We start from the raw sequence: 26320 nt of genomic DNA, 5'->3' as shown, positions 1-26320 counted from the left end.
AACTTCATTCCTCACCAAACTTGTTGCCGTACATTTTATGCAGCTTACAAGCGACCTCCGTGCGATTGGCGGCGCCAATCTTGCGCATGATATTATGAACATGCGCCTTGACGGTACCTTCGCTCATGCCAAGTTCAAATGCGATGATCTTATTGGATTTTCCGACGCGAATGGCGTGAACAACTTCAATCTCACGCATTGTCAGTAATTCACCAAGTACATCGTCAGTCATTTCCTCAGACGGCGGCTTCATAAGCATAGAAGCAGGCACATACATACCACCTGCAAGCGCCAGATGGATGGCTTCCACACAAATCCGAATGTCCACGGATGTCGGAATGTAGCCACGCACACCAATTTCCATTGCCCGCATAACCTGTGACCATTCTTCACGTTCTGCCAGTAACACGAGCGGTATCGGATGCCACGCCTTCACCGCAGCTTCCACTTCATCAGAGAAAAACGGATCTGCCAGCCGTCTGGAACCCACATGCATGAGAACGACAATGGCTCCGTTCAGCGGCATATTTTTATAAGTTGCCGCGTAGCTTATAACGGGAAGCTTCAGCCCATTCATCATCAGGCCATTAAAGAGACATTCCCGCTCCAGATTGCTTTTACAGACGAGCATAAGATGAGGCTCATTCTGAACAGGCAAGCCAGTTGCAATTTCTTCACTCTTTTTTCTTTCCCCGAAGACAGCAAAAGCACCCTCGCGACTGCCATCAGGTGCTGCCCATAAGTAAGGCTCTCTTATTTGAAGCATTGCTTAGTTTCCTCTACTACTCATGTTTTTACTCGATACAAAACACTAGTTACGATAAAAACTTCGGCACTTTATTGGTATTTTCATTGCCAACCCAGCTGAAGACTGGTCTAAATATTGATACCAGCAAATAAACGTGTCATTAACTTATGTTAGCGGTTTATAAAAAAATGTGCTCGCCATAAGAACGACTTCGGGAACATAAAGTTATAAATTCTATAACTTTCGTTGAGCATGGGCAGCGGATGCATAGTGGGAACCAACACACCACCGCTTTACTGATCGACGGCTTGGTCAACTTATTGGAATCGCCTCCAATTCTTGCCAAGCTGGATTCGCGCGAAAAAGAGGCCATGCAGGCCCTTGCCATTTCAGAGCACAGCTATCCCGCCGATGCCGTTATCATTGATCAAGGTGCATCTATCCGCAGCATTCATATGGTCCGCACCGGATGGGGCTGCGTTTATCGAGATCTTTCAAGTGGAGAGCGGCAGATTATCGACTTTCCAATGCGGTGCGACTTCGTTGGATTAAGAACTGCTGGCGGCTACAGCTACAATACGATCAAAACACTGACGCCGATGTCTGTTTATGAAATACCGCTGGTGTCACTTGAACAAACAATCAAACAAGTGCCCCGTCTGGGCTTACTCTTCATTGAGATGCTTGCGCGACAGCGAGCGATGCTCGTTGAGCATCTAACCAATGTTGGCTGCCGCAGCGGTTTTGTCCGCACCGCGCATTTCTTGCTGGAATTGTCTGATCGCGTAAAATCCTGCGGCATGGACGAGCCGGATTCATTTTACTGTCCGCTCACGCAATATCAATTGGCCGATGCTCTGGGCCTTACCCCTATCCATCTCAACCGCATGATGAGGGAGTTGCGCGAGGAAGGGCTGGTCGTGTTCAAATCGTATAGAGTTGAAATTCTCAATCGATCAAGGCTTGTCGAAATTGCCGAGTATGACGGCGCATTTATGCGCATGTCTGTTTTCGACAGATCTATTTAAGCATTCACTTCTGGGAGAAAATGGTCGGAGTGGAGAGATTCGAACTCCCGACCCTCTGGTCCCAAACCAGATGCGCTACCAGGCTGCGCTACACTCCGTAACCATATTAGCGAGACTCGAACGTCTTGCTGTGAGCGGCTTATAGCGCCGCTCTTTTGAACCTGCAAGGGGATGCAACAGCTTTTTTTCAGCTATTTTTTTCAACCGCATAATTAGCTGGCTTATTTAGTTAAAAACTGGTGGTTTTCCCGCCCCAAAAGCCACAAAATCCGGGTTGGCAAAGCCTCTCGCGCTTCCATCAGAACGCGCACCATAGATCATCGGCTTTCCGTCGAAAGTCGTGGTCATGCCGCCTGCTGCGCGCAAAACTGCGTCTCCTGCCGCCGTATCCCACTCCATTGTCGGGCCAAATCGCGGATAAAGATCAGCATCGCCGCGCGCAATCATGCAGAATTTAAGCGACGATCCCACCGAAACACATTTACCGCTGTGATTGAGTTTAAGGAACTCTTCTGTTTCAGGCGTAAGATGAGAACGGCTGCACACAACGGTCTTTTCATCTGGCGCAATGCGAGCGGTAATCGGACGCCTGCTTACGATGTGATGGTCGGCAGACGTCGTCACTTCCTGCGCACCTTCACGCGAACCCACATAAAGCAGGTTACGCACCGGAGCATAAACTAGCCCTAGCACTGGCGCTCCACCTTCGATAAGCGCGATATTCACTGTGAAATCGCCATTGCGCAGAAGAAACTCCCGCGTTCCATCAAGTGGATCAATCAGGAAAAAATGTCTCCCCAATTGCGCTGGCAGTCGACCTGCCGCCGCTTCCTCTTCAGCCACAACCGGAATATCCGACGCAACAGATGCAAGGGCCGCAAGAATAATCGCCTCTGCCGCGTGATCGGCTTCGGTTACTGGCGACTGATCTTTCTTGGAATGAACGGCGCAGCCATCCGTGTAGTGTTTGATAATGACACGACCAGCCTCAAGTGCTGCATTCTCCAGCACAGTGAGCAACGCTTTGCTATCTGGGTCGGCTTTAGGGAAGGCTGCTGTTGTCATTTCTCAAATCGACCAGGAATCACTGCCATAACTGCCGATAACACCTCGCTCGGCAAGATATCTTTCCACTTCCGCGACGAGTTCGTCAATGTCACGCGCTGCGGTGTGAAGATGTACTTCCGGCGAATGCGGCGCTTCATAGGGCGAATCAATACCCGTGAACGCTTTGATCTCGCCACGTAGAGCCTGCGTATAAAGCCCTTTCGGATCACGCGCCATACATTCCTCAATCGGCGTATCAACGAAGATTTCAATGAACTCACCCTCCGACAGCCGCGACCGCACGCGATCGCGTTCGGAACGGAACGGCGAGATGAACGAGACCAGCGTAATCAGCCCGGCATCGGCCATAAGACCTGCTACCTCTCCAACGCGGCGGATATTCTCGGCCCGGTCTTCGTCCGAGAAGCCAAGATCGCTATTGAGGCCATGACGGACATTATCGCCATCAAGCAGATAGGTGTGTTTGCCAAGCGCATGAAGCCGCTGTTCAAGCCTGTTCGCGATGGTGGATTTACCCGATGCTGACAAGCCCGTGAACCAGAGCACCGCTGGCTTCTGGAATTTCTGCGACGCGCGTGCCTGCTTATCCAGATCGAAAGCCTGTAAATGCACATTGGTTGCCTGACGCAATGCGCCATCAATCATGCCTGCGCCCACCGTTGCATTGGTTACACGATCAATCAGCACAAAAGCGCCGGTCACGCGGTTATCCGAATAGGGATCAAACACGATCTGATCCGCCGTCTGAAGATGACAATGCCCGACTTCATTCAGATCAAGCTGCGTCGCCTCTTCCCGCGCAAATGTATTAACGTCGGTACGGTATTTAATCTCGCTGATTGTTACCGGAGTCTGGTCGGTCTCGGTGCGCAGCAGATAGGAACGCCCTGGCTGTAACGCCTCTTCACCGAACCACACAATGTTGGCGCTGAAACGATCCGCCACTTCAGGCCGCGTTTCTGCACCCACCAGCATATTACCGCGCGAGACTTCAATCTCGTCTTCGAGAACCAGCGTTACCGCCTGCCCTTCGCTGGCGCGGGGCAGACCACCGTCATAGGTGGCGATGCGTTTCACCTTCGATTGCTTGCCCGACTTAGCAACGACGACCGTGTCGCCTTCGGCAATCGAACCTGATGCAACAGTGCCGGAGAAGCCACGGAAATCGAGATTAGGCCGGTTCACATATTGCACGGGGAAGCGGAACGGCTTGCCGATACTATCCGCTTCAAGACGTACGGTTTCCAGATGTTCCAGCAGATACGGTCCCTGATACCAGCCGATACGTGGCGAAAGGCTGGTAACATTATCGCCAAAGCGTGCAGACAGTGGGATTGCCTGAATGCTGGCAAAACCCAAATCTTTGGCAAAACTCATATAATCAGCGACTATACTGTCAAAAACATCCTGCGAGAAATCAACCAGATCGATTTTGTTGACGGCAACGACAATGTGCCGGATGCCCAACAGCGAAGCGATAAAGCTATGGCGGCGCGTTTGTGTCAACACGCCCTGCCGCGCATCGATCAGCACCACCGCAAGATCAGCAGTCGAAGCACCTGTCGCCATATTGCGCGTATATTGCGCATGGCCCGGCGTGTCGGCCACGATAAATTTACGACGCGGCGTTGAGAAAAAGCGATAAGCCACATCAATAGTGATGCCCTGCTCGCGTTCGGCTTCTAGGCCATCAACCAGCAGCGCGAAGTCGAAATCATCATCCGTGGTGCCGAATTTGCGGCTGTCATTTTTCAGTGTGGCAAGCTGGTCCTCAAAGATCAGCTTCGTGTCATAGAGCAAACGTCCGATCAGCGTGGATTTTCCGTCATCGACCGAACCGCAAGTGAGAAAGCGGAGCAGCGTCTTGCGTTCCTGATCGGCGAGAAAGTCGCTGACGGCTGCACTTGTTACAGAAGGCTTCAATATGGCGTTCATCAGAAATAGCCCTCCCGCTTCTTCTTTTCCATCGAGCCTGCTTCATCGCGATCAATGGCGCGGCCCTGACGCTCGGAGGTGCGGGCGATCAGCATTTCTTCGACAATGTCAGAAAGATTGGTGGCACTGGATTCAATAGCACCTGTCAGTGGATAGCAGCCAAGCGTGCGAAAACGCACCAGCCGCTCTTCCACCTTTTCACCGGGACGCAACGTCATGCGATCATCATCGAGTTTGATCAACATGCCGTCGCGCTCGACCACCGGACGAGGCGCTGCAAAATAAAGCGGCACAATCGGGATATTTTCCTGAAGGATATACTGCCAAATATCCAATTCGGTCCAATTTGAGAGCGGGAAAACGCGGATCGATTCACCAGCTGCAACGCGGGTATTATAAACCTTCCACATTTCCGGACGCTGGTTCTTCGGGTCCCAGCCATGCTGCGCATTGCGGAATGAAAAAATGCGCTCCTTGGCGCGGGATTTCTCCTCATCGCGACGCGCACCACCAAAGGCAGCATCGAACTTGTATTTATCAAGCGCCTGCCGCAATCCTACTGTCTTCATGACATGAGTATGGACGTTTGAGCCATGCGTGAACGGACCAACACCATCGCGCACACCGTCTTCATTGATGTGAACCAGCAGTTCAAAGCCCTTTTCGCGGGCTTGCGCATCGCGAAACTCGATCATCTCGCGGAATTTCCAGGTCGTATCGACGTGCAGAAACGGAAATGGAGGCGGAGCCGGATAGAACGCTTTCATTGCCAAATGCATCATGACGGAGGAATCTTTGCCCACCGAATAAAGCATCACCGGATTGGAGAAGGTTGCGGCAACCTCGCGGAAAATATGAATTGCTTCTGCTTCCAGACGCTCAAGATGCGTCAGGTTTTTGCTCAGGGATGCGTGATGCACGTCTGTCTCTCCCGGAAACCGGCTGGATAATTAATATTCGCGGGAGGGTGGCGAGAGCCTTGATCCGGCGCAGATGTGGCAAAAACCACTCTTCGCGCATTGTCGTGAAAGGCAGAGCAAAAGGAAAAGTATGCTATCGCGTATTGTGACGGGGTTAAGCGAAAACGTGCCTGTTTTGACACGATAACAGAAACAAACTTGCGCCAGATTGAAAAGTGCAATTTTTGGTCAAGTTGCGGAAAATACTACTAAATTTGTGGTATTAAGTCGATTTTTGAGGGGTAAATTGTCCTTCGGGCTAAACCGCCAAAGGATCAAACGTCGTTAGAGAAGGCCAAATGTACGCGCCTTGGCAACAGCCTGTACCTTGTTCACCGCAACAAGTTTGGTGAGAACATTGCTGATGTGAAAGTTCACCGTGCGCGTCGAAATGCTGAGGATTGTTCCAATAATCTCGGCGGTCTTACCTTCACTTGTCCAGCGCAGGATTTCACGCTCGCGCGCAGTCAGGTTCACTTCTGATACGCAATTGATTTTCGGAACATTGAGATGCTCATACATGGCGAGATGCAAAAGATTGGTCACAATCTGCATTTGGCGACGCAAGATTGAGATTTCGCCTTCTGATAAAGCTGGCTTGTCCCGCAGAAATGTGAGAATGCCAAAAACACCTTGTGCTGCCCAACATGGCTGGGAAATACCAACACGAAGCCCCAAATTCTGCGCATCCGCCCAAATTTGCGGAGTCTCGGCAAAAAGCCTCTGTGACCATACGAGAGGCTCGATGCTATTTACGCCACGCCGCACAACAGGGTCGATTTCAACATATTTTTTTGCCGCATATTGTTTCTGCCACGCATCGGGCGTGGTCTCAAAGCGTATCCAGCGTGAGACACTATCCAGCGACGGAACACACATGGAATAAGACACATAGGCAAAGCCTAGTTTTGCGGCATAGGTCTTAATCTGCTCGAACAGGACTTCGGCATTATCGGATGATTGAATGGTCTCGTAAAAATCTTCCCATTTCATAACTTGAATCCCAATATTGTTTCGATGAACCAAAAACTTCTGAGAAATATCAGTTAAAGAGCCGCACTCCGGCCAAAATTAAAAAGCCAGACAAGCGAATAATAATGTTGAGGATTCGATGGCGCCGGAATCCGAATTTATTTATCGACCACAAGACCGTGAGCCACCTGTATTACATACCATATGATTTACAGGTCATCTAGCTATATTGATTTGAATATTGTTATAATTTTCAAAAAACAGTACTTATTTTAACTGCATAAAACTTAAGTAAAATAAAATAGATAAGCCCCGCAATGCGGGACTTATGATTTTCAGATGCGCTTTACGGTTATGCAGCAGCTTCAACCGGCTCCGGGGTTTGGCCGGGAATGTAATTGAGAACCGGGCCAAGCCAGCGCTCGACCTCCTCAACGCTCATGCCCTTACGGGCGGCATAATCTTCGACTTGATCACGCTCCACCTTAGCGACGCCAAAGTAATAGCTTTCTGGGTGGCCAATGTAGAGACCCGATACGGACGAACCCGGCCACATGGAATAGCTTTCCGTCAGTTCGACCCCGGTTTGAGCCGTTGCATCCAGTATTTCAAACAGGGTCTTCTTTTCGGTGTGATCTGGCTGTGCAGGATAACCCGGCGCTGGACGGATGCCTGCATAACGCTCATGGATCAGATCGTCGTTGGACAGATCTTCACCCGGCGCATAGCCCCAGAACTCATTGCGCACGCGCTGATGCATCAGTTCAGCAAAGGCTTCGGCAAAGCGGTCAGCGAGAGCCTTCACGAGAATGGACGAATAATCATCATTTGCGCGCTCGAAGCGTTCAGCAATTGCTACTTCTTCGATGCCAGCAGTCACGACGAAGCCACCAACATAATCCTGCTTGCCACTCTCGTTTGGAGCCACAAAATCGGACATGGCGACATTCGGACGACCATCACGCTTGGACAATTGCTGACGCAGAGTGAAGAAGGTGGCAAGCTCCTGTTTCCGGCTTTCATCGGTAAAGAGACGAATATCATCGCCCACCGTGTTTGCAGGCCAGAAGCCAATGACAGCACGCGGTGCAAACCACTTCTCTTCGATGATTTTTGCAAGCATAGCCTGCGCATCACTCCAGAGCGCACGCGCCGCCTCGCCTTGCTTTTCATCTTCGAGAATAGCCGGATAGCGGCCCTTCATCTCCCATGTCTGGAAGAAAGGGGTCCAATCGATATAACGCGCAATCTCTGCGAGATCGTAGTTCTCGAATGTTTTGGTGCCAAGGAATGTCGGCTTAGGCGGCGTATAAGCATCCCAGTCGATCTTTTGGGCGTTTTCGCGCGCACGAGCCAGTGGCAGACGCTTCTTGTCTGCCTCATTACGGGCGTGAGCCGCCGCAACTTTGGCATATTCCTCACGGATGCCCTCGACATAAGCGCCCTTGTTTTCAGGCGACAACAGATTGGAAACCACGCCCACCGCACGGCTGGCATCGATCACATAGACCGCCTGCCCTTGCTCATAACGCGGGTGAATTTTCACCGCCGTATGCACACGGCTGGTCGTCGCACCACCGATCAACAGCGGAACGTTGAAGCCTTCGCGTTCCATTTCAGCAGCCACATGCACCATCTCATCAAGCGACGGCGTGATAAGTCCTGAAAGACCGATCACATCGACATTTTCAGCGCGGGCCGTATCAAGAATTTTCTGCGTTGGCACCATCACGCCAAGATCGATGATCTCGTAATTGTTACAAGCGAGAACCACGCCGACAATATTCTTGCCAATGTCGTGCACGTCGCCCTTCACAGTTGCCATCAGCACCTTACCGGCACTCTGGCGACCTTCGCCGCCATTCAGTCGCTTTTCTTCTTCCATAAATGGCAGAAGCACAGCCACGGCCTGTTTCATGACGCGTGCGGATTTAACCACCTGCGGCAGGAACATTTTACCCGCGCCAAACAGATCGCCCACCACATTCATGCCCGCCATCAGCGGACCTTCGATAACATGCAGTGGACGTGCCGCAGCAAGACGCGCTTCTTCAGTGTCGGCTTCGATATATTCAGTAATGCCATTGACCAGCGCATGCGAAAGACGTTGCTCCACCGGCCATTCGCGCCAGCTCAGATCCTGCGTCTTGGCTTCTCTTGTGCCGCTATCGCGAAAACGCTCAGCGATTTCGAGCAGCCGTTCCGTCGCATCATCACGACGGTTCAGCACCACATCTTCGCAGGCTTCACGCAGTTCCGTATCAATTGTGTCGTAAACCGCCAGCTGACCAGCATTGACGATACCCATATCCATGCCAACCTGAATGGCGTGATACAGGAACACAGCATGCATGGCTTCGCGCACCGGCTCATTGCCACGGAACGAAAACGACAAGTTTGATATGCCGCCAGAAATATGCGCATGCGGCAGTGTTTGCGTAATTTTGCGCGTGGCTTCGATGAAATCGACGCCGTAATTGTTATGCTCGTCAATGCCAGTTGCGACGGCAAACACGTTCGGATCGAAAATGATGTCTTCTGGTGGGAAGCCAACCTGCTCGGTCAGAATCTTGTAAGCGCGGGTACAGATTTCGACCTTGCGCTGTTCAGTGTCGGCTTGACCCGTTTCATCAAACGCCATGACCACAACTGCTGCACCATAGGAACGCACCAGACGCGCATGATGCAGGAAGGCTTCTTCGCCTTCTTTTAACGAGATCGAATTGACGATCGGCTTGCCCTGAACGCATTTCAGACCAGCTTCGATCACCTCCCACTTGGAGCTGTCGATCATGACCGGAACGCGCGCGATATCCGGCTCCGCCGCGATCAGGTTGAGATATTCAACCATGATCTTCTGGCTGTCGATCAGACCTTCATCCATATTAATGTCGATGATCTGCGCGCCGTTTTCGACCTGATCACGCGCCACAACAAGCGCCGCCGAATAATCGCCAGCCTTAATGAGCTTACGGAAACGGGCGGAGCCGGTAACGTTCGTCCGTTCGCCGACATTGACGAAGGGAATATCCTTGGTCAGCGTGAAAGGCTCAAGGCCCGACAGGCGCATCAGCGGCGGCACGTTGACCGGCTTGCGTGGCGGATGCTTGGCCACAGCAGCTGCTATCGCACGGATATGGTCAGGCGTCGAACCACAGCAGCCGCCCACTACGTTGACGAGGCCTTCGCGTGCGAAATCCTCGATTTGGGCTGCCATGGCTTCCGGGCTTTCGTCATACTGACCAAATTCGTTTGGAAGGCCAGCATTCGGATAGGCGCAGACAAATGTATCGGCAATGCCAGCGATTTCGGCGAGATGTTCGCGCATTGCATTGGCACCGAGCGCGCAATTAAGCCCGATGGTGAACGGCTTGGCATGGCGCAGTGAATACCAGAATGCCGTCGGTGTCTGACCGGAAAGTGTGCGGCCTGAAAGATCGGTGATCGTGCCGGAAATCATCACCGGCAGATGCACGCCCTTTTCAAGAAATACTTCTTCAGCCGCAAAAACAGCGGCCTTTGCGTTCAGCGTATCGAAGATGGTTTCGATCAGAATAATGTCGGAGCCGCCATCGATCAGCCCGCGGATCTGATCGGCATAGGCAATACGGAGATCATCAAAAGTGACGGCGCGGTAGCCCGGATTATTCACGTCCGGCGAAAGAGAAGCGGTGCGGTTTGTTGGCCCCAACGCGCCTGCAACAAAGCGGCGGCGACCATCTTTTTGCTGCGCGCGGATTGCTGCGCGACGCGCCAGACGCGCGCCATCACGGTTCAGCTCATAGACGGCATCTTCCATGCCGTAATCGGCCTGCGCGATGGTGGTCGACGAGAAGGTGTTGGTTTCCAGAATATCAGCGCCAGCAATCGCATAGGCATAATGAATTTCTTCAATCGCCTTTGGCTGGGTCAGTGTTAGAAGATCGTTGTTTCCTTGAAGCTGGCAATCGCAGGAACCGAAACGCTCACCGCGAAAATGCTCTTCGTGAAAGCCAAGCCCCTGAATCTGCGTACCCATGGCACCGTCGAGAATCAGAATGCGTTCACTTGCGGCTTTGGTCAGTGCTGCAAGCACTTCCGAACCATCCGGCTTAGCTGCCGTTGAACCAAAAAGATTATCGAGGGAAGACGTCATAGGGGATTACCGCCTGTATTCTAATACGCAAAATCGCAGTGGGTTGCTTAATGACATAAACATATCTTTATGTCAATTCAGAAGCAGTTTTCTAAGTAGCCGCGCAACCCTTCACCAATCTGTTGCTACAGCAAAGAAAAAGTGAGTTTTCCCAGCCACCTACCCGCCACATTGCAGGAGCAAAATCGCATCAGGGACGTTGAAGATAAAGCTCATATAATCGAGGAGATAACGATGAAGAGACTTGCATCATCCTTCTTCGCAGCGTGTCTGTCACTTGGCATCGGTGTGCCTGCGATAACCGCAAGTGCAAATGCGGCACAGCCAACATCGCTTATTGCACCCGCTGTTTCACATGGCGCACAGGCACCGGTCGAGACCATTCAGTATTACGAACGTCGCGGAGATCGACGTCATTGGCGTGACGGTTACAGGCATCACCGCCCCCATTACAGACCACACTATCGGCCGCATTACCGGGATTGGGGTCCGCCACCACGCTACCGTCATCACCCGCCGCGCTATCGCCCAGCCCCAGTATATCGTGGCGGTGGCAACGCGCATGTCCGCTGGTGCTTCAATCGTTATCGGTCATACCGGGCTTATGACAATACGTTCCAGCCCAATTATGGCCCACGCCGCCAGTGTTATTCGCCATATATCTGAATAAAAAAAGCCCCGGACAAACCGGGGCTTTTTCATAAGACTATTTAATTCAGAGATCAGGTGACGAAAGCACCGATGGACGCGGCGACCAGTCCAATGGCAACAGCAATCATCACGCCATAAACGCGCGGCTTATCGAAAAGCACCGCAAAAGCAGAAAACCAGCCCACAACCGCCGCACCGAGCGCGAAAAGAAAACCGGGCTTATCGCCATGATAAAGATTGGCCGCCATCAGCGCGCCAACGATCAGCGCACCAAAAACGATCATCAGCCCTGTGGCATAGCGTTCGTAATCGTCCATTTAAACTTCCTCGTTCCGATCACATTCAACACGTGCCGGAAGGTATCGCTCTGTTATTTGGCCATAAAAAGTCATGACTCACGATCATGCCTATGGCGGTTGTCCCCACACAATCACTATTTGCTGCGTTCTTCAACCATTTCGCATCACCATCCGCAGCAATTGTTGTAAATTATGCTATATCAATGCTCATGGATTCGACCGGCATCAACATATTTGACACGCCTATCGGCCCTTGCGGGATTGCATGGGACGCCGGTAAAATCATCGGCGTGGAAATTGGTGACGCCGATGAAAGCGAAACGCGTTACCGGCTTCAGTCACGCTTTAATAATGCAGAAACATCATCTGCACCTGATTATGTCAGCGAAGCTATCAACAAAGTTTGCGTGTTGCTTGATGGTGGCGATCCGGATTTTTCACAGACACCGCTGGCACTTGATCAGGTGCCGGACCTCAACCGCAAAGTCTATGAAATTCTTCTGGAACTTAAAGCCGGTGAGACCATCACCTATGGCACAATCGCGCGCAGGCTGGGCGATGTTAGTCTTTCGCAGGCAGTGGGCTATGCACTTGGCAAAAACCCGTTTCCGATCATTGTGCCCTGCCATCGGGTTTTAGGCTCCAATGGCAAGGTCGGCGGTTTTTCAGCTGCGGGTGGAACAGTGACCAAGCTGCGCCTGCTGAATATCGAGCGTGCCAGAACATCAACAGAGCCCGACTTATTTGGCGGCCTACCACTTCAGGCACCACCACAGGCGGATTAACCCTTCTCGGTCACGACATCGGCAGAAAAACGTAGCTCACGCATAGGTCGCACATATTGCGTGGACGCATCATATGTCGGATGGTTTTTATACGCAAAAAGCGCTTCTTCATCCTTGAACTCAGCATAGACAACGAGATCAATCGCATTGCCCATCGGGTCGACTTTGGAATTTGGCAGAACTTCAAACACGTCGGAATAAGGAATAGTACCCAACTGCTCCAAACCCTTGCGGACAACATCGATGTCCTGATCGGGCTTGACGCTGAAGAAAACAATGTGGCGGATCACGTCTCGTCTCCAAATCCAGAGCGGCCCGGTTCTAAATGAACCCATGCGAACCGCTCTATCTTTTTGTTTTGACGCATTATCCTACGCAAAACCGCTTCGCACTTTTGCTGGAAATGCTTTTATGAGGGTATCTACCCCATCAAGCAGACAAGCAAAACCACAAAAAGGTGATCGCTACGATTTAACTGGCTTTAATACGCCGCCACGCATAGCCGCTCTCCTGCTGAACCGACCCGCGACCAGGCTGATAATAGCCGGGCGTATCGACCAGGCGCTGCTCGCCAAGACGCGATTGCGCGACTTTATTGGTCACTTGCAGGCTATCAAAACCCGTGCGCAGCATAAGAGCGGCCTGATCGATCAGCACATCGCCTGTTGCCCGCAACTCGCCTTCAAAGCCAGCGCGACGCAGAACTTCAGCTTTCGAATAAGAACGGCCATCATTGAAGGCTGGAAACTCCAAAGCAATCAATGGCAGGCTTTCCAGATGATCGAGCAATGGCTCGATTTTTTCACCCGGCGCCACCGACACACCAATGCGGCGATTGGAGGCACGGCGTAGCTCGTCATCCAGCCCCAGCCAGACAGCCAAAGGTATGATGATCGCCGGTGCATCACCTGCGGTTTCCAGATCATCCGCAAAGATATAGTCATCTTCGTGAAAGCCCTGCTCGGACCAAAGTTTTGTTTCACTCATTTCTGGTCCAAAGCTCCATGATTTTTCAGGCTATCGGCGAGTCCGGTCAGATGGATGCCGCATTCGGTCTTTTCCGATCCCGACCAGCGTCCGGCGCGCTGATCTTCACCGTCGCTCACGGGCCGCGTGCAGGGCATGCAGCCGATCGAGCGATAGCCTTGTTCTGTCAGCGGATGGACAGGCAGATCGTGTTTTCGCGCATAGTTTCGCAAATCGTCCGCACTCATACGTGCCAGCGGATTGATACGAACGCGAGGGCCGACCGATTCAAAAACTGGGAGCGCATTGCGGGTCGAGGCCTGAAACTGCTTCCGGCCAGTCATCCATGCACGATAAGGCGAAACCGCACGCGCCATTGGCTCAACCTTGCGGATGAAGCAGCAGCGGTCCTTGTCGGTCATCGACAAAGCGCCAAACGGATCATCGGCTTTCACGCTTTCCTCAAGCGGCAGAATATCCTGCACGTCGAGAAGCCCCAGCCGGTCAACCAGATCGTAGCGATAATCCAGCGTTGCGCGGAAATGCTTGCCCGTATCAAGAAATAGAACTGGTGTTGCCGGATTAATCTCAGAGATCATGTGCAGCAGGATAGCGGATTCCGCACCAAACGACGAAACGACTGCAATGCGCCCGTCAAAAATCTCGCGCACGCTCAGCGCAATCACCTCCTGCGGAGAGGACGCGCCATGGCTTCCCTCCAGCAGACGGGCTTGTGCCTCTGCGATTTGGTCTGAATTTGGATCAGAGTCAGGCAGCACGGCTTACCTCTCCGTAAAGCGCGCGTTTGAACGGCTCCATACCAACCCGGCGATAGGCATTGAGGAATGTCTCTTCACCGTTTTCTCGAAGACCAAGATAGGTATCGACCACAGTTTCAATTGCGTCGACCACTTCTTCGGATGAAAAGCCACGACCGGTAATGTCACCAATCGACGTATGCTCGTCGCCAGACCCGCCAAGCGTGATCTGATAGAGTTCCTCGCCCTTTTTCTCGACGCCAAGAATACCAATGTGGCCAACATGGTGATGGCCGCAGGCGTTGATGCAGCCAGAAATCTTGATCTTGAGATCACCGATTTCAAGCTGGCGCTGCTGATCGCCAAAGCGCTCCGAAATACGCTGCGCGACCGGGATTGAGCGTGCATTGGCCAGCGCGCAGTAATCAAGACCGGGGCATGCGATAATATCCGTGATGAGACCAGCATTGGCTGTCACTAATCCATCCGATTGCAACAGATCATAGACCGCCGGAAGATCGGCCTTCGCCACATGCGGCAGAACCAGATTCTGTTCATGGCTGACGCGGATTTCATCAGAGGAATAGGTCTGCGCAATATCCGCCACCAGTTCCATTTGCTCTGCACTGGCATCACCGGGAATACCGCCAATGGGCTTGAGCGAAATCGTGACAACGGCATAATCCGGGTTCTTGTGCGGCGTCACATTGCGCTGGGTCCATGCTGCAAAATCGCTATCTGTCTTCTGCGTGACAGCCAGAATTTCCCAGCCTTCAGGACGCTGCGCCAAATCCGGCATGCGGAAATAGCTTTCAATCGCATCGATGTCGCGCTGCGGCAGTTGCAGATCGCTGTAACGAATCTGTTCCCATTCTGCGTCAATTTCCTGCACCAGCGGCTCGACGCCCGTTTCATGCACGAGGATTTTGATGCGTGCCTTGTACTTATTATCGCGGCGTCCGTGGAGATTATAAACGCGAACAATTGCCGTCACGTAGGTTAGCATGTCTTCAAGCGGCAGAAAATCACGGATTTTCTTGGCAACCATCGGCGTGCGCCCCTGCCCGCCGCCGATATAGACGGCAAGGCCCAGTTCGCCTGCTTCGTTCTTTTTAAGCTGCAAGCCGATGTCATGCACCTGAATGGCCGCACGGTCATGCTCGGAGCCGACAATTGCAATCTTGAACTTGCGCGGCAAATAGGAAAATTCCGGGTGCAGCGACGACCACTGACGCAGAATTTCTGCCAGTGGGCGCGGATCGGCCACTTCATCAGCAGCCGCCCCTGCAAAGTGATCAGCGGTCACATTGCGAATGCAATTACCCGACGTCTGGATCGCATGCATTTCGACTTCTGCAAGCTCTTCAAGAATACGTGGTACATCTTTCAGCGCTGGCCAGTTATATTGAACATTCTGACGCGTCGTGAAATGTGCAAAACCCCGATCATAATCGCGCGCAATAGTGCCAAGCCTGCGTAACTGGCGGCTCGATAAAGTGCCATAAGGGATCGCAACACGCAGCATATAGGCGTGCAATTGCAGATAAAGGCCATTCATCAAGCGCAGCGGTTTGAACTGATCTTCCGTCATTTCACCCGAAAGACGGCGCTCAACCTGATCCTTGAACTGTGCAACGCGGGCCGCAACAAAATCGCGGTCAAATTCATCATAACGATACATATTTAATTCCGATATTCAGATCAGGAAGCTTGCTTCAGGAGCTTTTCTTCACGCATGGCTTTATCCCAAAACCGGTTCCCACTTTTGGGCGCCATGCGATTGACCAAGCGTAACGATGGTGGGTCCGGAAAGCCGGATGCGCTCGCGCAGGCGAATGGGATAGAGCCCTTCATCACGCTCTTCGACGTCAATCACGTTTACATCGACCACCAGATTGGCTTTGGCAGCAACCTTGCCCGCGTCTTCAAGAGCGCTAACTGCTTCGGCATGACGGGCAACCAGTGCACCATTAATCGTTTCCTGCCATGAACCATCAGCGCCAAGCCACACGGCCTGACCATCAATGAGCCGGTTTGCGGTGAGAACTTTTACAACCATTTTTCCGACTCCTGATTTAAGCAGCGACTGCAACGGGTCTAACCGCCAGCGCTTGCGCTTTATCGATAGCGGCACCTGCAACAGCATCGCCGATGATGACCATGACCGGACCCGCAAGCTCTTTGCGCTCTTCCAGCGATGGCAGATCTTTCAATGTTCCATGAAACAGCCGCTTATCCTTACGGCTGGCATTCTCAACAACTGCGACAGCCGTATCTTCGTGAAGACCCGCAGAAATCAGACGGCTTGCAACGGATGCCGCAACGCTTGAGCCCATATAGACAGCGATTGTTGCACCAGAGACGGCCAGCTTGGCCCAGCCCGGCAACACATCACCTGCCATGTCGTGACCTGTCGTGAACACCAGCGAGGATGCCACGCCACGCAAGGTTAGTGGCAGTTCCATATCGGCAGCAGCAGCGAAAGCGGACGTGATGCCCGGCACAATTTCAAAACCGATACCGGCTGACCGCAATGCAGCCATTTCTTCGCCCGCACGGCCAAAGACCAGCGGATCGCCCGCTTTCAGACGCACCACGCGCTTGCCTTCGCGACCAAGGCTGACGAGCAGATCGTTAATCTCGTTCTGGCTTTTGGAATGGCAACCCTTGCGCTTACCAACCGAAAGACGCTCCGCATCGCGACGCCCCATGGCGATAACGCCTTCTGGCACCAGCGCGTCATGCACAATCACATCGGCTTCCATCAGCACACGATGCGCACGCAGGGTCAGCAGATCTTCGGCACCCGGACCAGCACCAACCAGCCAGACATAACCGGCAGCATTCTGCGGCTCGGCAATCAATTCGTTCGCTGCTCTATACGCTTCCTCACGGTCGCCGTTTTCAACGCTACGGGCAACGGAGCCAGAAAAGAAGCCGCGCCAAAAACTGCGCCGCGCCAAACCTTTTGGTAGTAGTTTTTCAACCAGCGGACGCCAGCTTTCGGCATAATGCGCCAGTTCGCCAAGGCGTGGCGAGAAAGCCGCATCAATGCGCGCGCGTACCATCTGCGCCAGCACAGGGGCCGAACCTTCTGTGCCAATCGCAATTGCAATCGGTGCACGGTTGACGATAGCCGGCGTCAGGAAATCGCAAAGTGCGGGACGGTCAACCACATTGACAGGAATTTTATGCGCTTTGGCAATCGCTGCAATTGCGCGATCCTGTTGCTCATCGCCGGTCGCGACAAAAACCAGCTTCGCACCTTCAAGATGTTTCGGTTCAAAAGCTTCGTAAATCTGCTCTACACCATGGCTTTCGATGAAGCTCGCCAAAGCTGGCTCATACTCTTCCGCAACGATGCGCAAACGAGCCGACGTCTGGGCCACAAGACGGGCTTTGTTGAGCGCTTCTTCGCCGCCGCCAACAATAACCACCACCTCTTCCGAAACACGAAAGAAGGCAGGAAAATCAGCAAGAAGTCGTTGGGACGCGAGAGCCACAGCAGTATCCTTTTTTAGACTGCTGTTATTATTCCCGTACCGATGAAATTTTATAAGAAACGGGCTTGCGCGCGCAAATCGCACGGAGCATCACTTTTCCTTTAAAAAGGTGTTTTGAGGATTTTAATTCCTGCTTGCCTTAAATTATATCCCATAATTTTTGTAGGATTTACATCAGCTTAGCGATAATTTTCAGAAGTGAAGAATGCAGGAAAATGCTTTGGCCAGCGGCGCGGCAGAACAGCCACGAGGTCAAAGCGCAGTGATAATTGTGCGTAATCCTTTTGGCGTTGCAGCCACATATCGGCGGCCGCCTCGATACGGCGCATAGCTTGTGGGGTGACGGCAAGATGTGCCGCTTCCACAGTGGTCCGCGCTTTAACTTCAACGATGAGGATAAGATTGCCGCGCCGGGCAATGAGATCAATTTCGCCTAACCGTGTGCGATAGCGGCGAGCGACGATACGATAACCTTTGAGCATGAGCGCAAACGCGGCCAGCCGCTCGGCGCTATGTCCGCGAAAGAAAGCAACTCGCTTTTTCTCGCGGAAATCACTCATCAGCCTTGTGCCTTCAACTGCATCAGACGCTGATAAAGCACCGACTTCTGCCCGCCGGTCATCTTTGCGGCCTCGCCTGCCGCCTTGGACGGAGACAATTCCTGCGAGAGTGACAGCAGCAGCTTGTCGATGTCTTCTTCGCTCTGCGGACCGGCTTCCCCTGTTGGCGGACCAACCAGCAACACGACTTCACCGCGAATACGATTTTCGCCATCAAATTGCTGTTTCAACTCACCCAGAGTGGAAGTGACAATGGTTTCATAAGCCTTGGTCAGTTCGCGGCACAGGGCCGCTTCACGCGCGTCGCCAAAAACCTCCGCCATATCGGCAAGAGTTGTCGCCGTACGATTGGGCGATTCATAAAACACCAGCGTTGCTTCGATATTCTTGAGGCTTTCGAGCTTGGAGGTTTTCTGTCCATGTTTAACCGGCAGAAAGCCGCAAAACATGAAAGCATCGGTCGGAAGCCCTGAAGCGGCAAGGGCTGCAAGAAGTGCGGAAGCACCTGGAATTGGCACCACGCGAATGCCTGCCTCGCGTGCTTCACCGACGAGCCGAAAACCTGGATCAGACACAAGTGGCGTACCCGCGTCGGAAACAAGCGCTACGCTTTTGCCAGTCTGCAAAGCGGCAATCAACTTTGCGCCGGCTTCAGCAGCATTATGCTCATGATAGCTGATCGGGCGACGCGCAATTCCATAGCGATCCAGCAACACGCGGGTTACGCGGGTATCTTCACAGGCAACAATGTCGGCACTTGCCAGTGTTTCCAGCCCACGCAGCGTCATGTCGCCAAGATTACCGATAGGGGTCGAGACGATATAAAGCGCGGGTTCAATCGGGCGCGCACGCTGAGCGGTGCCACCGACAACAAATTCGCGTTTCTGCTCGTCCAAAAATTCGCTCATCTAAATTCCTTATTGACGCATGTCGTTATCGGAAAACCGGTTCCCACCTTTCCGCGACATGCGCTAAGCAGCCAGATCAGCCACCAGCGCATCAAGCACCAGCGAACCATCCGGCGTTGCACGGATGAAAGTTCCATCCATCTTTTCAATCATGCCCGATGCAATCAACCGTTCAAGACGCTTGCGATCAATATCGTGCCCGGTCAAGCGTTGATAACGCGCAAGATCGATGCCTTCGCGCAACCGTAGCCCCATCATCAGGAACTCATCGCCTTCCTGATTGCCATTGAGATATTCTTCTTCAATGATGCCGTGACCGTTGGTTTCGACCTTTTCGAGCCAGGTTTCCGGGTGCTTTTCGGTCATTGTGACCGTGCGTGTGCCGTTCTCAACAAAACGACCATGCGCGCCGGGACCAATGCCGACATATTGCCCATAACGCCAATAAACCAGATTGTGCTGCGACTCGCGCCCCGGCATAGCATGGTTTGAAATCTCATAAGCAGGCAGGCCGTGTTCTGCAGTAATCTTTTGCGTCTCTTCATAAAGAGCCGCCGCATGATCCGGCTCTGGCGTAGTCAGCTTGCCAGCCTTCCAAAGATTATAGAACTGCGTGCCTTCTTCAATCGTCAGCTGATAGAGTGACAGATGATCGGCAGCCAGATCAATGGCTTCTTTCAGCTCTTCGCGCCATGCTTCAATCGTCTGATTGGGCCGCGCATAGATCAAATCAAACGACAGCCGTGGGAAAATCTCACGCGCCAGCCGGATTGCGGCCTTTGCTTCATCAACGGAATGCATGCGACCCAGACGACGCAGATCAGGGGCATTGAGCGCCTGAATGCCGAGCGAGACGCGGTTGACACCGGCGGCGCGATAGCCGCGAAACCGATCTGCTTCCACGCTTGTCGGGTTGGCTTCCAGCGTCACTTCAATATCGGGTGCAACAGACCAGCGCGACGCAATGCCATCAAGTAAGCTGCCAACGGTTGAAGGCTGCATCAGCGATGGTGTCCCGCCGCCTAAAAAGATGCTGGTGACGGTACGCGGACCTGTGCGCTCACGCAGTGTCTCCATCTCGCGGTTGAAGGCGGATGCAAAGCGATCCTGATCAACCGGCTGATGACGCACATGGCTGTTGAAGTCGCAATATGGGCATTTGGCCAGACAAAATGGCCAATGCACATAAACGCCAAACGCACTCTCTCCATCCGCTCGCGCAATCGGCAGAATATCAACACTTCCAGCGGGTGGAGAAAAGTGGTGGTTCATTCAGCAGCATCCGAAACAACACCGAGCGCTTTTTCAGCAAACAGCTTGAAAGCACGCGCACGGTGCGAAAGTGCGGACGCATCGCCCGGCTTCCAGCCATGCTTTTCGTCAGCAGTCATTTCGCCAAAGGTCTTCTCATAGCCTTCCGGCTTGAAAACCGGATCATAACCAAAGCCAATATCACCACGAGGAGGCCAGATCAGCGTGCCTTCCACTTCACCGCGATAATATTGTGCTTCACCATCCGGCCATGCAAGGCAGATCACCGAAACAAAACGCGCCTTACGCTGGTCAGGTGCAACAGCGCCTTTTTCCTGCAAAAGATCTTCGACCTTCTGCATTGCCATATTGAAATCACGCGTTCCGTCTTCGGTTTCGGCCCAATCCGCGGTGTAAACACCCGGATTACCATCCAACGCGTCAACCATCATGCCGGAGTCGTCAGACAGCGAAGGCAAACCAGTGGCTTTGGCTGCGGCCAGCGCCTTAATGTAAGCATTCTGCTCAAATGTCGTGCCGGTTTCTTCCGGCTCAGGCAGACCGAGAGCTGCAACGGAACTGACCTCAAAGCCAAACGGCGCAATCAGCCCATCGAACTCACGCAATTTGCCTGCATTGTGCGATGCGACGATCAGTTTGCCTTTTTCAAGCGCCTTCATTTAAGTTCTACCTTTTTACGCATGATCTTATCCGAAAACCGGTTCCCACTTTTCGGGATCATGCTTTAACTCCAAAGTTTCGGCTCAGCGAATTCCAGCGAATTACCGGAAGGATCGCGAAAATAAATCGAACGCGCACCATTAGGCCATTCGAAATCAGACTCGATAGCAATGTCGTGCTTTTCGAGATAGATGCGCCAGTCGTCAATTTCATGACGTGTGGCGGCAAAACAAACATGTCCCGGACCCGCAGCGCCATGTGGTGGCACCGGTAACGACCCGAGCAGAGGTGGTTTCAGTGTTTCTTCCGCTTTGAACAAAAGCAATATGCCATCGCCACAGCGGAAGAATGCATTGCGTTCGCTCACCTTGCCCACCGGCTCAAGCCCGATAATGTCGCGATAAAACGCAATCGCTTCAGCAACATCACGGACATAGAGCGCAGTTTCAAGAATGCGGGATGCTTGCATAGTCTGGCCCCCATTAGAGCGCGTTTCGATCTGATTTTATCAGATCTGCGCTCCAATCACTTACTTTAACGCGCATCCCGAAAACTGTTTCACACTTTTCGGGATGCGCTTTAATCAAGAAGGCCCTAACTATCAGGCAAGTGCTGCCTTCTGCAACTCAACCAGCTGATTGATGCCGCCGCGAGCAAGCTTCATAAGCGCTGCAAACTCTTCTTCCGAGAACGGCGCGCCTTCAGCTGTACCCTGAATTTCGACAATGCCGCCCTTGCCGGTCATGACGAAATTGCTGTCGGTTTCAGCCGCCGAATCTTCAACATAGTCAAGATCAAGCACAGGCTGGCCTTCATAGATGCCGCAAGAGATCGCAGCGATATGATCCTTGAGCACTTTTTCGATGCGGATCATCTGACGCGCTTCCATCCAGCGCAGACAATCATGCAGCGCGATAAAGCCGCCGGTAATCGCCGCGGTACGCGTGCCGCCATCAGCCTGAATGACGTCGCAGTCAACGGTGATCTGGTATTCGCCCAATGCCTGAAGATCAACAACAGCGCGCAGCGAACGGCCAATAAGACGCTGGATTTCCTGCGTGCGGCCACCCTGTTTGCCAGCTGCTGCTTCGCGGCGCATACGGTCGCCGGTTGAACGTGGCAGCATGCCATATTCTGCTGTGACCCAGCCCTTGCCGGAATTGCGCATCCAGCCCGGAACTTTTTCCTCTAAGCTTGCGGTGCAAAGAACGTGGGTGTCACCGAACTTTACGAGGCACGAGCCTTCCGCATGTTTGGAGACGCCGCGCTCAAAAGAGACGGCACGCATTTCATCAGCAGCGCGCTTAGATGGACGCATTGTATTTCCTCAATTCGTTTTTCGTTGCGGCTTTTTAGGCTTGTCGTGCAGGAATGGAAAGGAATTTCGCATGATCCGGCAAGAGAGATGTTAAGAGAACTGTCATTATTGGCGCAAAGCCTTTGACGGCTTGGGTTGCGCGCTTATATTTATAGCATGCAATTCAGAGGCTTCGCTCTAAGACCATGATCAAATCACCGGAACATCAGCTACTTAATTCGCTCGACCAGCGGTCGCGCGATATTTTCAGGCTGATCGTCGATAGCTACCTCAATGATGGCGATCCGGTCGGTTCGCGCAATCTGTCGCGTCTGCTGCCGCACAGTCTTTCGCCTGCCACCATCCGCAATGTGATGAGCGATCTGGAACAACTCGGCCTCATTTACGCACCGCATATTTCTGCCGGACGCCTGCCAACGCAGATCGGCCTGCGTTTCTTTGTCGATGCTTTCATGGAAGTGGGCGATCTGCGCCCCGATGAACGCACGTCGATTGAAGCGCAGGTTCGCTCGGCGGGTATGAACAATTCAGTCGAAAGTGTTTTGACCGAAGCCAGTCAGGTACTTTCTGGCCTATCGCGTGGCGCGGGTCTTGTGCTTGCAACCAAGGCCGAAGGCGCACTCAAACATATCGAATTTGTGCGGCTTGAACCAACGCGCGCGCTAGCCGTTCTGGTGATGCAGAATGGCGATGTGGAAAACCGCGTCATCAATCTGCCTGCCGGGATTTCGGCTTCGCAACTTGTGGAAGCTTCAAACTTCCTCAATGCGCATATTCATGGCCACACGCTTTCGGAAGCAAAGTCGGAACTGGAAAAACTCTCGCAGGAAACCAGACAGGAGCTTGATCAGCTTTCGCAAGAACTGGTCGAACAGGGCATAGCGGTCTGGAGTGGCGCAGGTTCTGACCAGCCCGCGCGTTTGATTGTTCGTGGCCGCGCCAATCTGCTTGAAAACATTCATGCGCAAGAAGATATTGAGCGCCTGCGCCATCTGTTTGATGATTTAGAGACCAAGGATGGCATGATCCAGCTGCTTGATCTGGCTGAATCGGGTTCGGGCGTACGAATATTCATCGGCTCCGAAAACAAACTGTTTTCTCTGTCCGGTTCATCGCTGGTAGTGGCACCTTATCGCGACAGCGAACAGCGCGTTGTTGGCGCGCTTGGCGTGATAGGACCAACCCGCCTTAACTATGCGCGTATTGTGCCGATGGTCGATTATACCGCTCAAATCGTGTCTCGATTGCTGCGTTAAGTTGTCAGTCTTAACAAGGGCAACAAATTAGACCTTGATTTTAACGCCGCGAAACTCGATATCCGCCCTAAACATACTTCAAGACGGAAGACAAAAAATGGCTGATGAAAAAAACACACCTGAAACCGCCGATCTTGAGCAGCGCGATATCAACAATCCTCGTGATCGTGATGCGCTGAAGCGTGCTGCCGATGATTTTTTGAAAAGCCGCAAGGCTGAGGCACGCGCTGAAGCTGCCGAAGACGAAGTTGATTCCGAAAGCCTTGCTGCAAACACGATTGCTGCTCTGGAAGCTGACAACGCAGAATTGAAAGATCAGATGCTGCGTCTGGTTGCTGAAATGGAAAACCTGCGCAAGCGCACCCAGCGCGATGTTCAGGACGCCCGTACCTATGCGGTGACAAACTTCGCACGCGACATGCTCTCGGTTTCCGACAATTTGAGCCGCGCACATGAATCGATTCCAGCAGAAGCGCTGGAAAGCGATGCGAACCTTAAGTCGCTGGCCGAAGGCGTGGAAATGACTGAACGCGCCATGTTGCAGGCTTTGGAACGTCATGGCGTGACCAAGCTCAACCCTGAAGGAGAAAAGTTCGACCCGAACTTCCATCAGGCGATTTTTGAAGTGCCAAATCCTGAACTGCCAGCCAACACAGTCGTTCAAGTTATGCAGGCAGGCTTTGCCATTGGTGATCGCGTGTTGCGTCCGGCCATGGTCGGCGTTTCCAAGGGTGGTCCGAAGGCTGCTGCGGAAACAGCACCCGAAGGCAATGCATAAGCATATAAACTGCTGAACATATTTGAGAGAAAGAGCGGCGCGTTAATCGCCGCTCTTTCTTTTTGCCGGCATCCGTTGGAATATCGACAGACAATTGCTGGGAGGCGCGCTTGACGATTATCGACTTTGCCAATTTTGCAGGCGTTTTCATCTTCGCTGCCACCGGCGCACTTGCGGCCTCACGTCGACAGCTCGACATTATCGGCTTTATTTTCCTCGCCAACATCACCGGCATTGGTGGCGGCACCATCCGCGACTTGCTTCTCGGCGCGCCTGTTTTCTGGGTAATCGAGCCATTCTATTTGCTGGCCGGCACATCAGCCGCAATCATTGTTTATTTCACAGCCCATCTCGTTGAATCGCGCTATCGGCTTTTGTTGTGGTTTGATGCCATTGGTATGGCCGCATATACGGTGGTGGGGGCCGCGAAGGGGCTGGCGCTTGGCTTTGGGCCGTCAGTCGCGATTGTGACCGGAATTTTCACCGCAACACTGGGCGGCATTTTGCGCGACATGGTGGCAGGCGAACCATCGGTGCTGATGCGGCGCGAAATCTATGTCAGCGCAGCGCTTGTCGGAGCATGTCTCTATGTGATCCTGGAGCGCTTCGGGATCAATCCGCTCTTTGCCGGGCTTTCATCAGCACTGATCGCCTTTGTCGTGCGCGGCGGTGCGCTTTACTTTGGCTGGAACCTGCCCGTTTATAAAAGCCGTCCCGGTCGCACCGAAGAAGAACTCAAGCGCGACCGGATCGTACCCTAATTAAATAAGCTTGGCCTGTGTTGCCACAGCCTTGAGATCGACCAGCGGACGCGGGCCCATCTGCTGGATAATCATACCAGCGGCGAGTGAACCAAGACGTGCGCAATCCTCAAGCGAGCGATCCTTCGTGTAACCATAAAGGAAGCCAGCCGCATAAAGGTCACCGGCGCCGGTGGTGTCGATCAGTTCTTCAATCTCGATAGCCGGTACTTCAATCGTCTGATCAGGCGTTACGACAACCGCACCTTTTTCAGACCGTGTGATTATCGACAATTCACAATCCTTGCGGATAGCTTCGATTGCCTCATCAAGTGTTTTGGTTTGATAAAGCGACTTGGCTTCATCTTCATTCGCAAACACAATATCGACCGTGCGGCTGCGCATCAGATCGAGAAACTCTTCGCGATAGCGATCAACGCAGAATGGATCAGACAGAGTCATCGCGACCTTGCGGCCATGTTCATGCGCGATTTTGGATGCCAGAACGATTGCTTCCTTGGCGCGTGGCGGATCCCACAGATAGCCTTCAAAATAGGTCACACGTGCATCTGCAACCTTGGAAGTCTCAACATCTTCCGGTCCAAGCTCAACGCAAGCACCGAGATAAGTATTCATCGAACGCTCACCGTCAGGAGTCACGAAAATCGTGCAGCGTGCAGTTGGCGATCCCTTTTCAAGCGGGCGCGTATCGAAAGCGACGCCCTGCGCGCGAATGTCATGTGCAAAAACCCGGCCCAGATGATCCGTTGCAACCTTGCCGAAATAGGCAGCACGCCCACCAAGGCTTGCAATGCCCGCCGCCGTATTGCCTGCGCTGCCGCCCGACATTTCCGTAACCTGACCTTTGATACGGCTATAGAGCAGCTCGGCCCTATCCGCATCAATCAGGTTCATAGCACCTTTTATGATGCCGTTTGTTTCGAGAAATGCGTCTTCGGTACGCGAAATAATATCGACAATGGCATTGCCAATGCAAAGAACGTCGAATGTAGCCATGAGC

General features: G+C 52.8%; 26 protein-coding genes and 1 tRNA gene. 6 read left to right on the top strand and 21 right to left on the bottom strand.

The features are described 5' to 3' along the window. Window positions 1-4: 4 nt before the first annotated feature. Window positions 5-766: a helix-turn-helix transcriptional regulator gene (locus WH356_RS06485; protein ID WP_339509364.1), complete on the bottom strand. Its 762-nt coding sequence runs from the start codon at window positions 764-766 to the stop codon at window positions 5-7. A gap of 245 nt (window positions 767-1011) precedes the next feature. Between WH356_RS06485 and WH356_RS06480 the strand changes: the two genes are divergently transcribed. Then, window positions 1012-1776 (top strand): Crp/Fnr family transcriptional regulator, encoded by a 765-nt coding sequence (locus WH356_RS06480; protein WP_339509363.1) that lies wholly within the window; start codon window positions 1012-1014, stop codon window positions 1774-1776. 21 nt (window positions 1777-1797) lie between these two features. Here the strand turns inward: WH356_RS06480 and WH356_RS06475 are convergent. The 6 genes from WH356_RS06475 to metH form a co-directional block, all read right to left on the bottom strand. Further along, window positions 1798-1874 (bottom strand) — tRNA-Pro (locus WH356_RS06475). Window positions 1875-2001: 127 nt separating this feature from the next. Continuing rightward, on the bottom strand, window positions 2002-2841 hold the full coding sequence (cysQ, locus tag WH356_RS06470; protein WP_339509362.1) for a 3'(2'),5'-bisphosphate nucleotidase CysQ: 840 nt from the start codon (window positions 2839-2841) through the stop codon (window positions 2002-2004). A gap of 3 nt (window positions 2842-2844) precedes the next feature. Then, window positions 2845-4779: a sulfate adenylyltransferase subunit CysN gene (gene cysN / locus WH356_RS06465; RefSeq protein WP_339509361.1), complete on the bottom strand. Its 1935-nt coding sequence runs from the start codon at window positions 4777-4779 to the stop codon at window positions 2845-2847. Further along, window positions 4779-5699, bottom strand: coding sequence for a sulfate adenylyltransferase subunit CysD (gene cysD, locus WH356_RS06460; RefSeq protein ID WP_339509360.1), 921 nt, complete (start codon window positions 5697-5699; stop codon window positions 4779-4781). The genes cysN and cysD overlap by 1 nt, the downstream gene beginning before the upstream one ends. A 324-nt stretch (window positions 5700-6023) precedes the next feature. Continuing rightward, complete coding sequence (locus WH356_RS06455; RefSeq protein WP_339509359.1) at window positions 6024-6731, bottom strand: LuxR family transcriptional regulator; 708 nt, start codon at window positions 6729-6731, stop codon at window positions 6024-6026. A gap of 331 nt (window positions 6732-7062) precedes the next feature. Next, window positions 7063-10845: a methionine synthase gene (metH, locus tag WH356_RS06450; protein ID WP_339509358.1), complete on the bottom strand. Its 3783-nt coding sequence runs from the start codon at window positions 10843-10845 to the stop codon at window positions 7063-7065. A gap of 234 nt (window positions 10846-11079) precedes the next feature. On the opposite strand from metH, the gene WH356_RS06445 reads away from it, so the two are divergent. Continuing rightward, on the top strand, window positions 11080-11511 hold the full coding sequence (locus tag WH356_RS06445; RefSeq protein ID WP_339509357.1) for a BA14K family protein: 432 nt from the start codon (window positions 11080-11082) through the stop codon (window positions 11509-11511). Between the two features lie 56 nt (window positions 11512-11567). Here the strand turns inward: WH356_RS06445 and WH356_RS06440 are convergent, their stop codons facing one another. After that, entirely contained in the window at window positions 11568-11813 is a 246-nt protein-coding gene (locus tag WH356_RS06440) for a hypothetical protein (RefSeq protein WP_007873334.1), read from the bottom strand. Window positions 11814-12004: 191 nt separating this feature from the next. On the opposite strand from WH356_RS06440, the gene WH356_RS06435 reads away from it, so the two are divergent. Further along, a complete protein-coding gene (locus WH356_RS06435; RefSeq protein ID WP_339509523.1) occupies window positions 12005-12580 on the top strand; it encodes a methylated-DNA--[protein]-cysteine S-methyltransferase in 576 nt (191 codons plus the stop codon). On the opposite strand, the gene WH356_RS06430 is transcribed toward WH356_RS06435, so the two are convergent. The 12 genes from WH356_RS06430 to rph all read right to left on the bottom strand — a co-directional run bounded on the left by WH356_RS06430 (window position 12577) and on the right by rph (window position 22525). Next, window positions 12577-12870, bottom strand: coding sequence for a Dabb family protein (locus tag WH356_RS06430; RefSeq protein ID WP_339509356.1), 294 nt, complete (start codon window positions 12868-12870; stop codon window positions 12577-12579). The two genes, WH356_RS06435 and WH356_RS06430, sit on opposite strands and share 4 nt — an antisense overlap. A 181-nt stretch (window positions 12871-13051) precedes the next feature. Then, window positions 13052-13567, bottom strand: coding sequence for a DUF934 domain-containing protein (locus tag WH356_RS06425; protein ID WP_339509355.1), 516 nt, complete (start codon window positions 13565-13567; stop codon window positions 13052-13054). After that, window positions 13564-14325, bottom strand: a complete 762-nt coding sequence (locus WH356_RS06420; protein WP_339509354.1) for a phosphoadenylyl-sulfate reductase — start codon at window positions 14323-14325, stop codon at window positions 13564-13566. The genes WH356_RS06425 and WH356_RS06420 overlap by 4 nt, the downstream gene beginning before the upstream one ends. Continuing rightward, window positions 14315-15985: a nitrite/sulfite reductase gene (locus WH356_RS06415; RefSeq protein ID WP_339509353.1), complete on the bottom strand. Its 1671-nt coding sequence runs from the start codon at window positions 15983-15985 to the stop codon at window positions 14315-14317. Before WH356_RS06415 ends, WH356_RS06420 begins: the two co-directional genes overlap by 11 nt. A gap of 60 nt (window positions 15986-16045) precedes the next feature. Continuing rightward, the gene (locus WH356_RS06410) at window positions 16046-16363 is read right to left on the bottom strand and encodes a DUF2849 domain-containing protein (protein ID WP_339509352.1); all 318 of its coding nucleotides are present in this window, start codon (window positions 16361-16363) and stop codon (window positions 16046-16048) included. Window positions 16364-16379: 16 nt separating this feature from the next. Continuing rightward, window positions 16380-17807, bottom strand: coding sequence for a siroheme synthase CysG (cysG, locus tag WH356_RS06405; RefSeq protein ID WP_339509351.1), 1428 nt, complete (start codon window positions 17805-17807; stop codon window positions 16380-16382). 179 nt (window positions 17808-17986) lie between these two features. After that, window positions 17987-18367 (bottom strand): YraN family protein, encoded by a 381-nt coding sequence (locus WH356_RS06400; protein ID WP_339509350.1) that lies wholly within the window; start codon window positions 18365-18367, stop codon window positions 17987-17989. Continuing rightward, on the bottom strand, window positions 18367-19275 hold the full coding sequence (gene rsmI / locus WH356_RS06395) for a 16S rRNA (cytidine(1402)-2'-O)-methyltransferase (protein WP_339509349.1): 909 nt from the start codon (window positions 19273-19275) through the stop codon (window positions 18367-18369). The genes WH356_RS06400 and rsmI overlap by 1 nt, the downstream gene beginning before the upstream one ends. Window positions 19276-19338: 63 nt before the next feature. Continuing rightward, on the bottom strand, window positions 19339-20547 hold the full coding sequence (hemW, locus tag WH356_RS06390; RefSeq protein WP_339509348.1) for a radical SAM family heme chaperone HemW: 1209 nt from the start codon (window positions 20545-20547) through the stop codon (window positions 19339-19341). After that, window positions 20544-21206 (bottom strand): RdgB/HAM1 family non-canonical purine NTP pyrophosphatase, encoded by a 663-nt coding sequence (gene rdgB / locus WH356_RS06385; protein ID WP_339509347.1) that lies wholly within the window; start codon window positions 21204-21206, stop codon window positions 20544-20546. The genes hemW and rdgB overlap by 4 nt, the downstream gene beginning before the upstream one ends. 65 nt (window positions 21207-21271) lie before the next feature. Next, window positions 21272-21676 carry a VOC family protein gene (locus tag WH356_RS06380; protein WP_339509346.1) on the bottom strand — a complete coding sequence of 135 codons (405 nt, stop codon included), beginning with the start codon at window positions 21674-21676 and terminating at the stop codon, window positions 21272-21274. Window positions 21677-21808: 132 nt separating this feature from the next. Beyond that, the gene (gene rph / locus WH356_RS06375) at window positions 21809-22525 is read right to left on the bottom strand and encodes a ribonuclease PH (RefSeq protein ID WP_339509345.1); all 717 of its coding nucleotides are present in this window, start codon (window positions 22523-22525) and stop codon (window positions 21809-21811) included. Window positions 22526-22710: 185 nt separating this feature from the next. Between rph and hrcA the strand changes: the two genes are divergently transcribed. The 3 genes from hrcA to WH356_RS06360 all read left to right on the top strand — a co-directional run bounded on the left by hrcA (window position 22711) and on the right by WH356_RS06360 (window position 25320). Next, window positions 22711-23781, top strand: a complete 1071-nt coding sequence (gene hrcA / locus WH356_RS06370) for a heat-inducible transcriptional repressor HrcA (protein WP_339509344.1) — start codon at window positions 22711-22713, stop codon at window positions 23779-23781. A 97-nt stretch (window positions 23782-23878) separates the two neighbouring features. Further along, complete coding sequence (grpE, locus tag WH356_RS06365) at window positions 23879-24559, top strand: nucleotide exchange factor GrpE (protein ID WP_339509343.1); 681 nt, start codon at window positions 23879-23881, stop codon at window positions 24557-24559. Between the two features lie 110 nt (window positions 24560-24669). Then, window positions 24670-25320, top strand: coding sequence for a trimeric intracellular cation channel family protein (locus WH356_RS06360; RefSeq protein WP_339509342.1), 651 nt, complete (start codon window positions 24670-24672; stop codon window positions 25318-25320). Here the strand turns inward: WH356_RS06360 and WH356_RS06355 are convergent, their stop codons facing one another. Beyond that, window positions 25321-26316: an adenosine kinase gene (locus WH356_RS06355; RefSeq protein WP_339509341.1), complete on the bottom strand. Its 996-nt coding sequence runs from the start codon at window positions 26314-26316 to the stop codon at window positions 25321-25323. It abuts the gene before it with no gap. Between the last annotated feature and the right edge of the window lie 4 nt (window positions 26317-26320).

The sequence above is a fragment of the Ochrobactrum sp. MYb379 genome, from assembly GCF_037479515.1.
In the GTDB taxonomy this organism is placed as follows: Bacteria; Pseudomonadota; Alphaproteobacteria; order Rhizobiales; family Rhizobiaceae; genus Brucella.
This window is presented reverse-complemented; position numbering and strand designations above follow the sequence as displayed.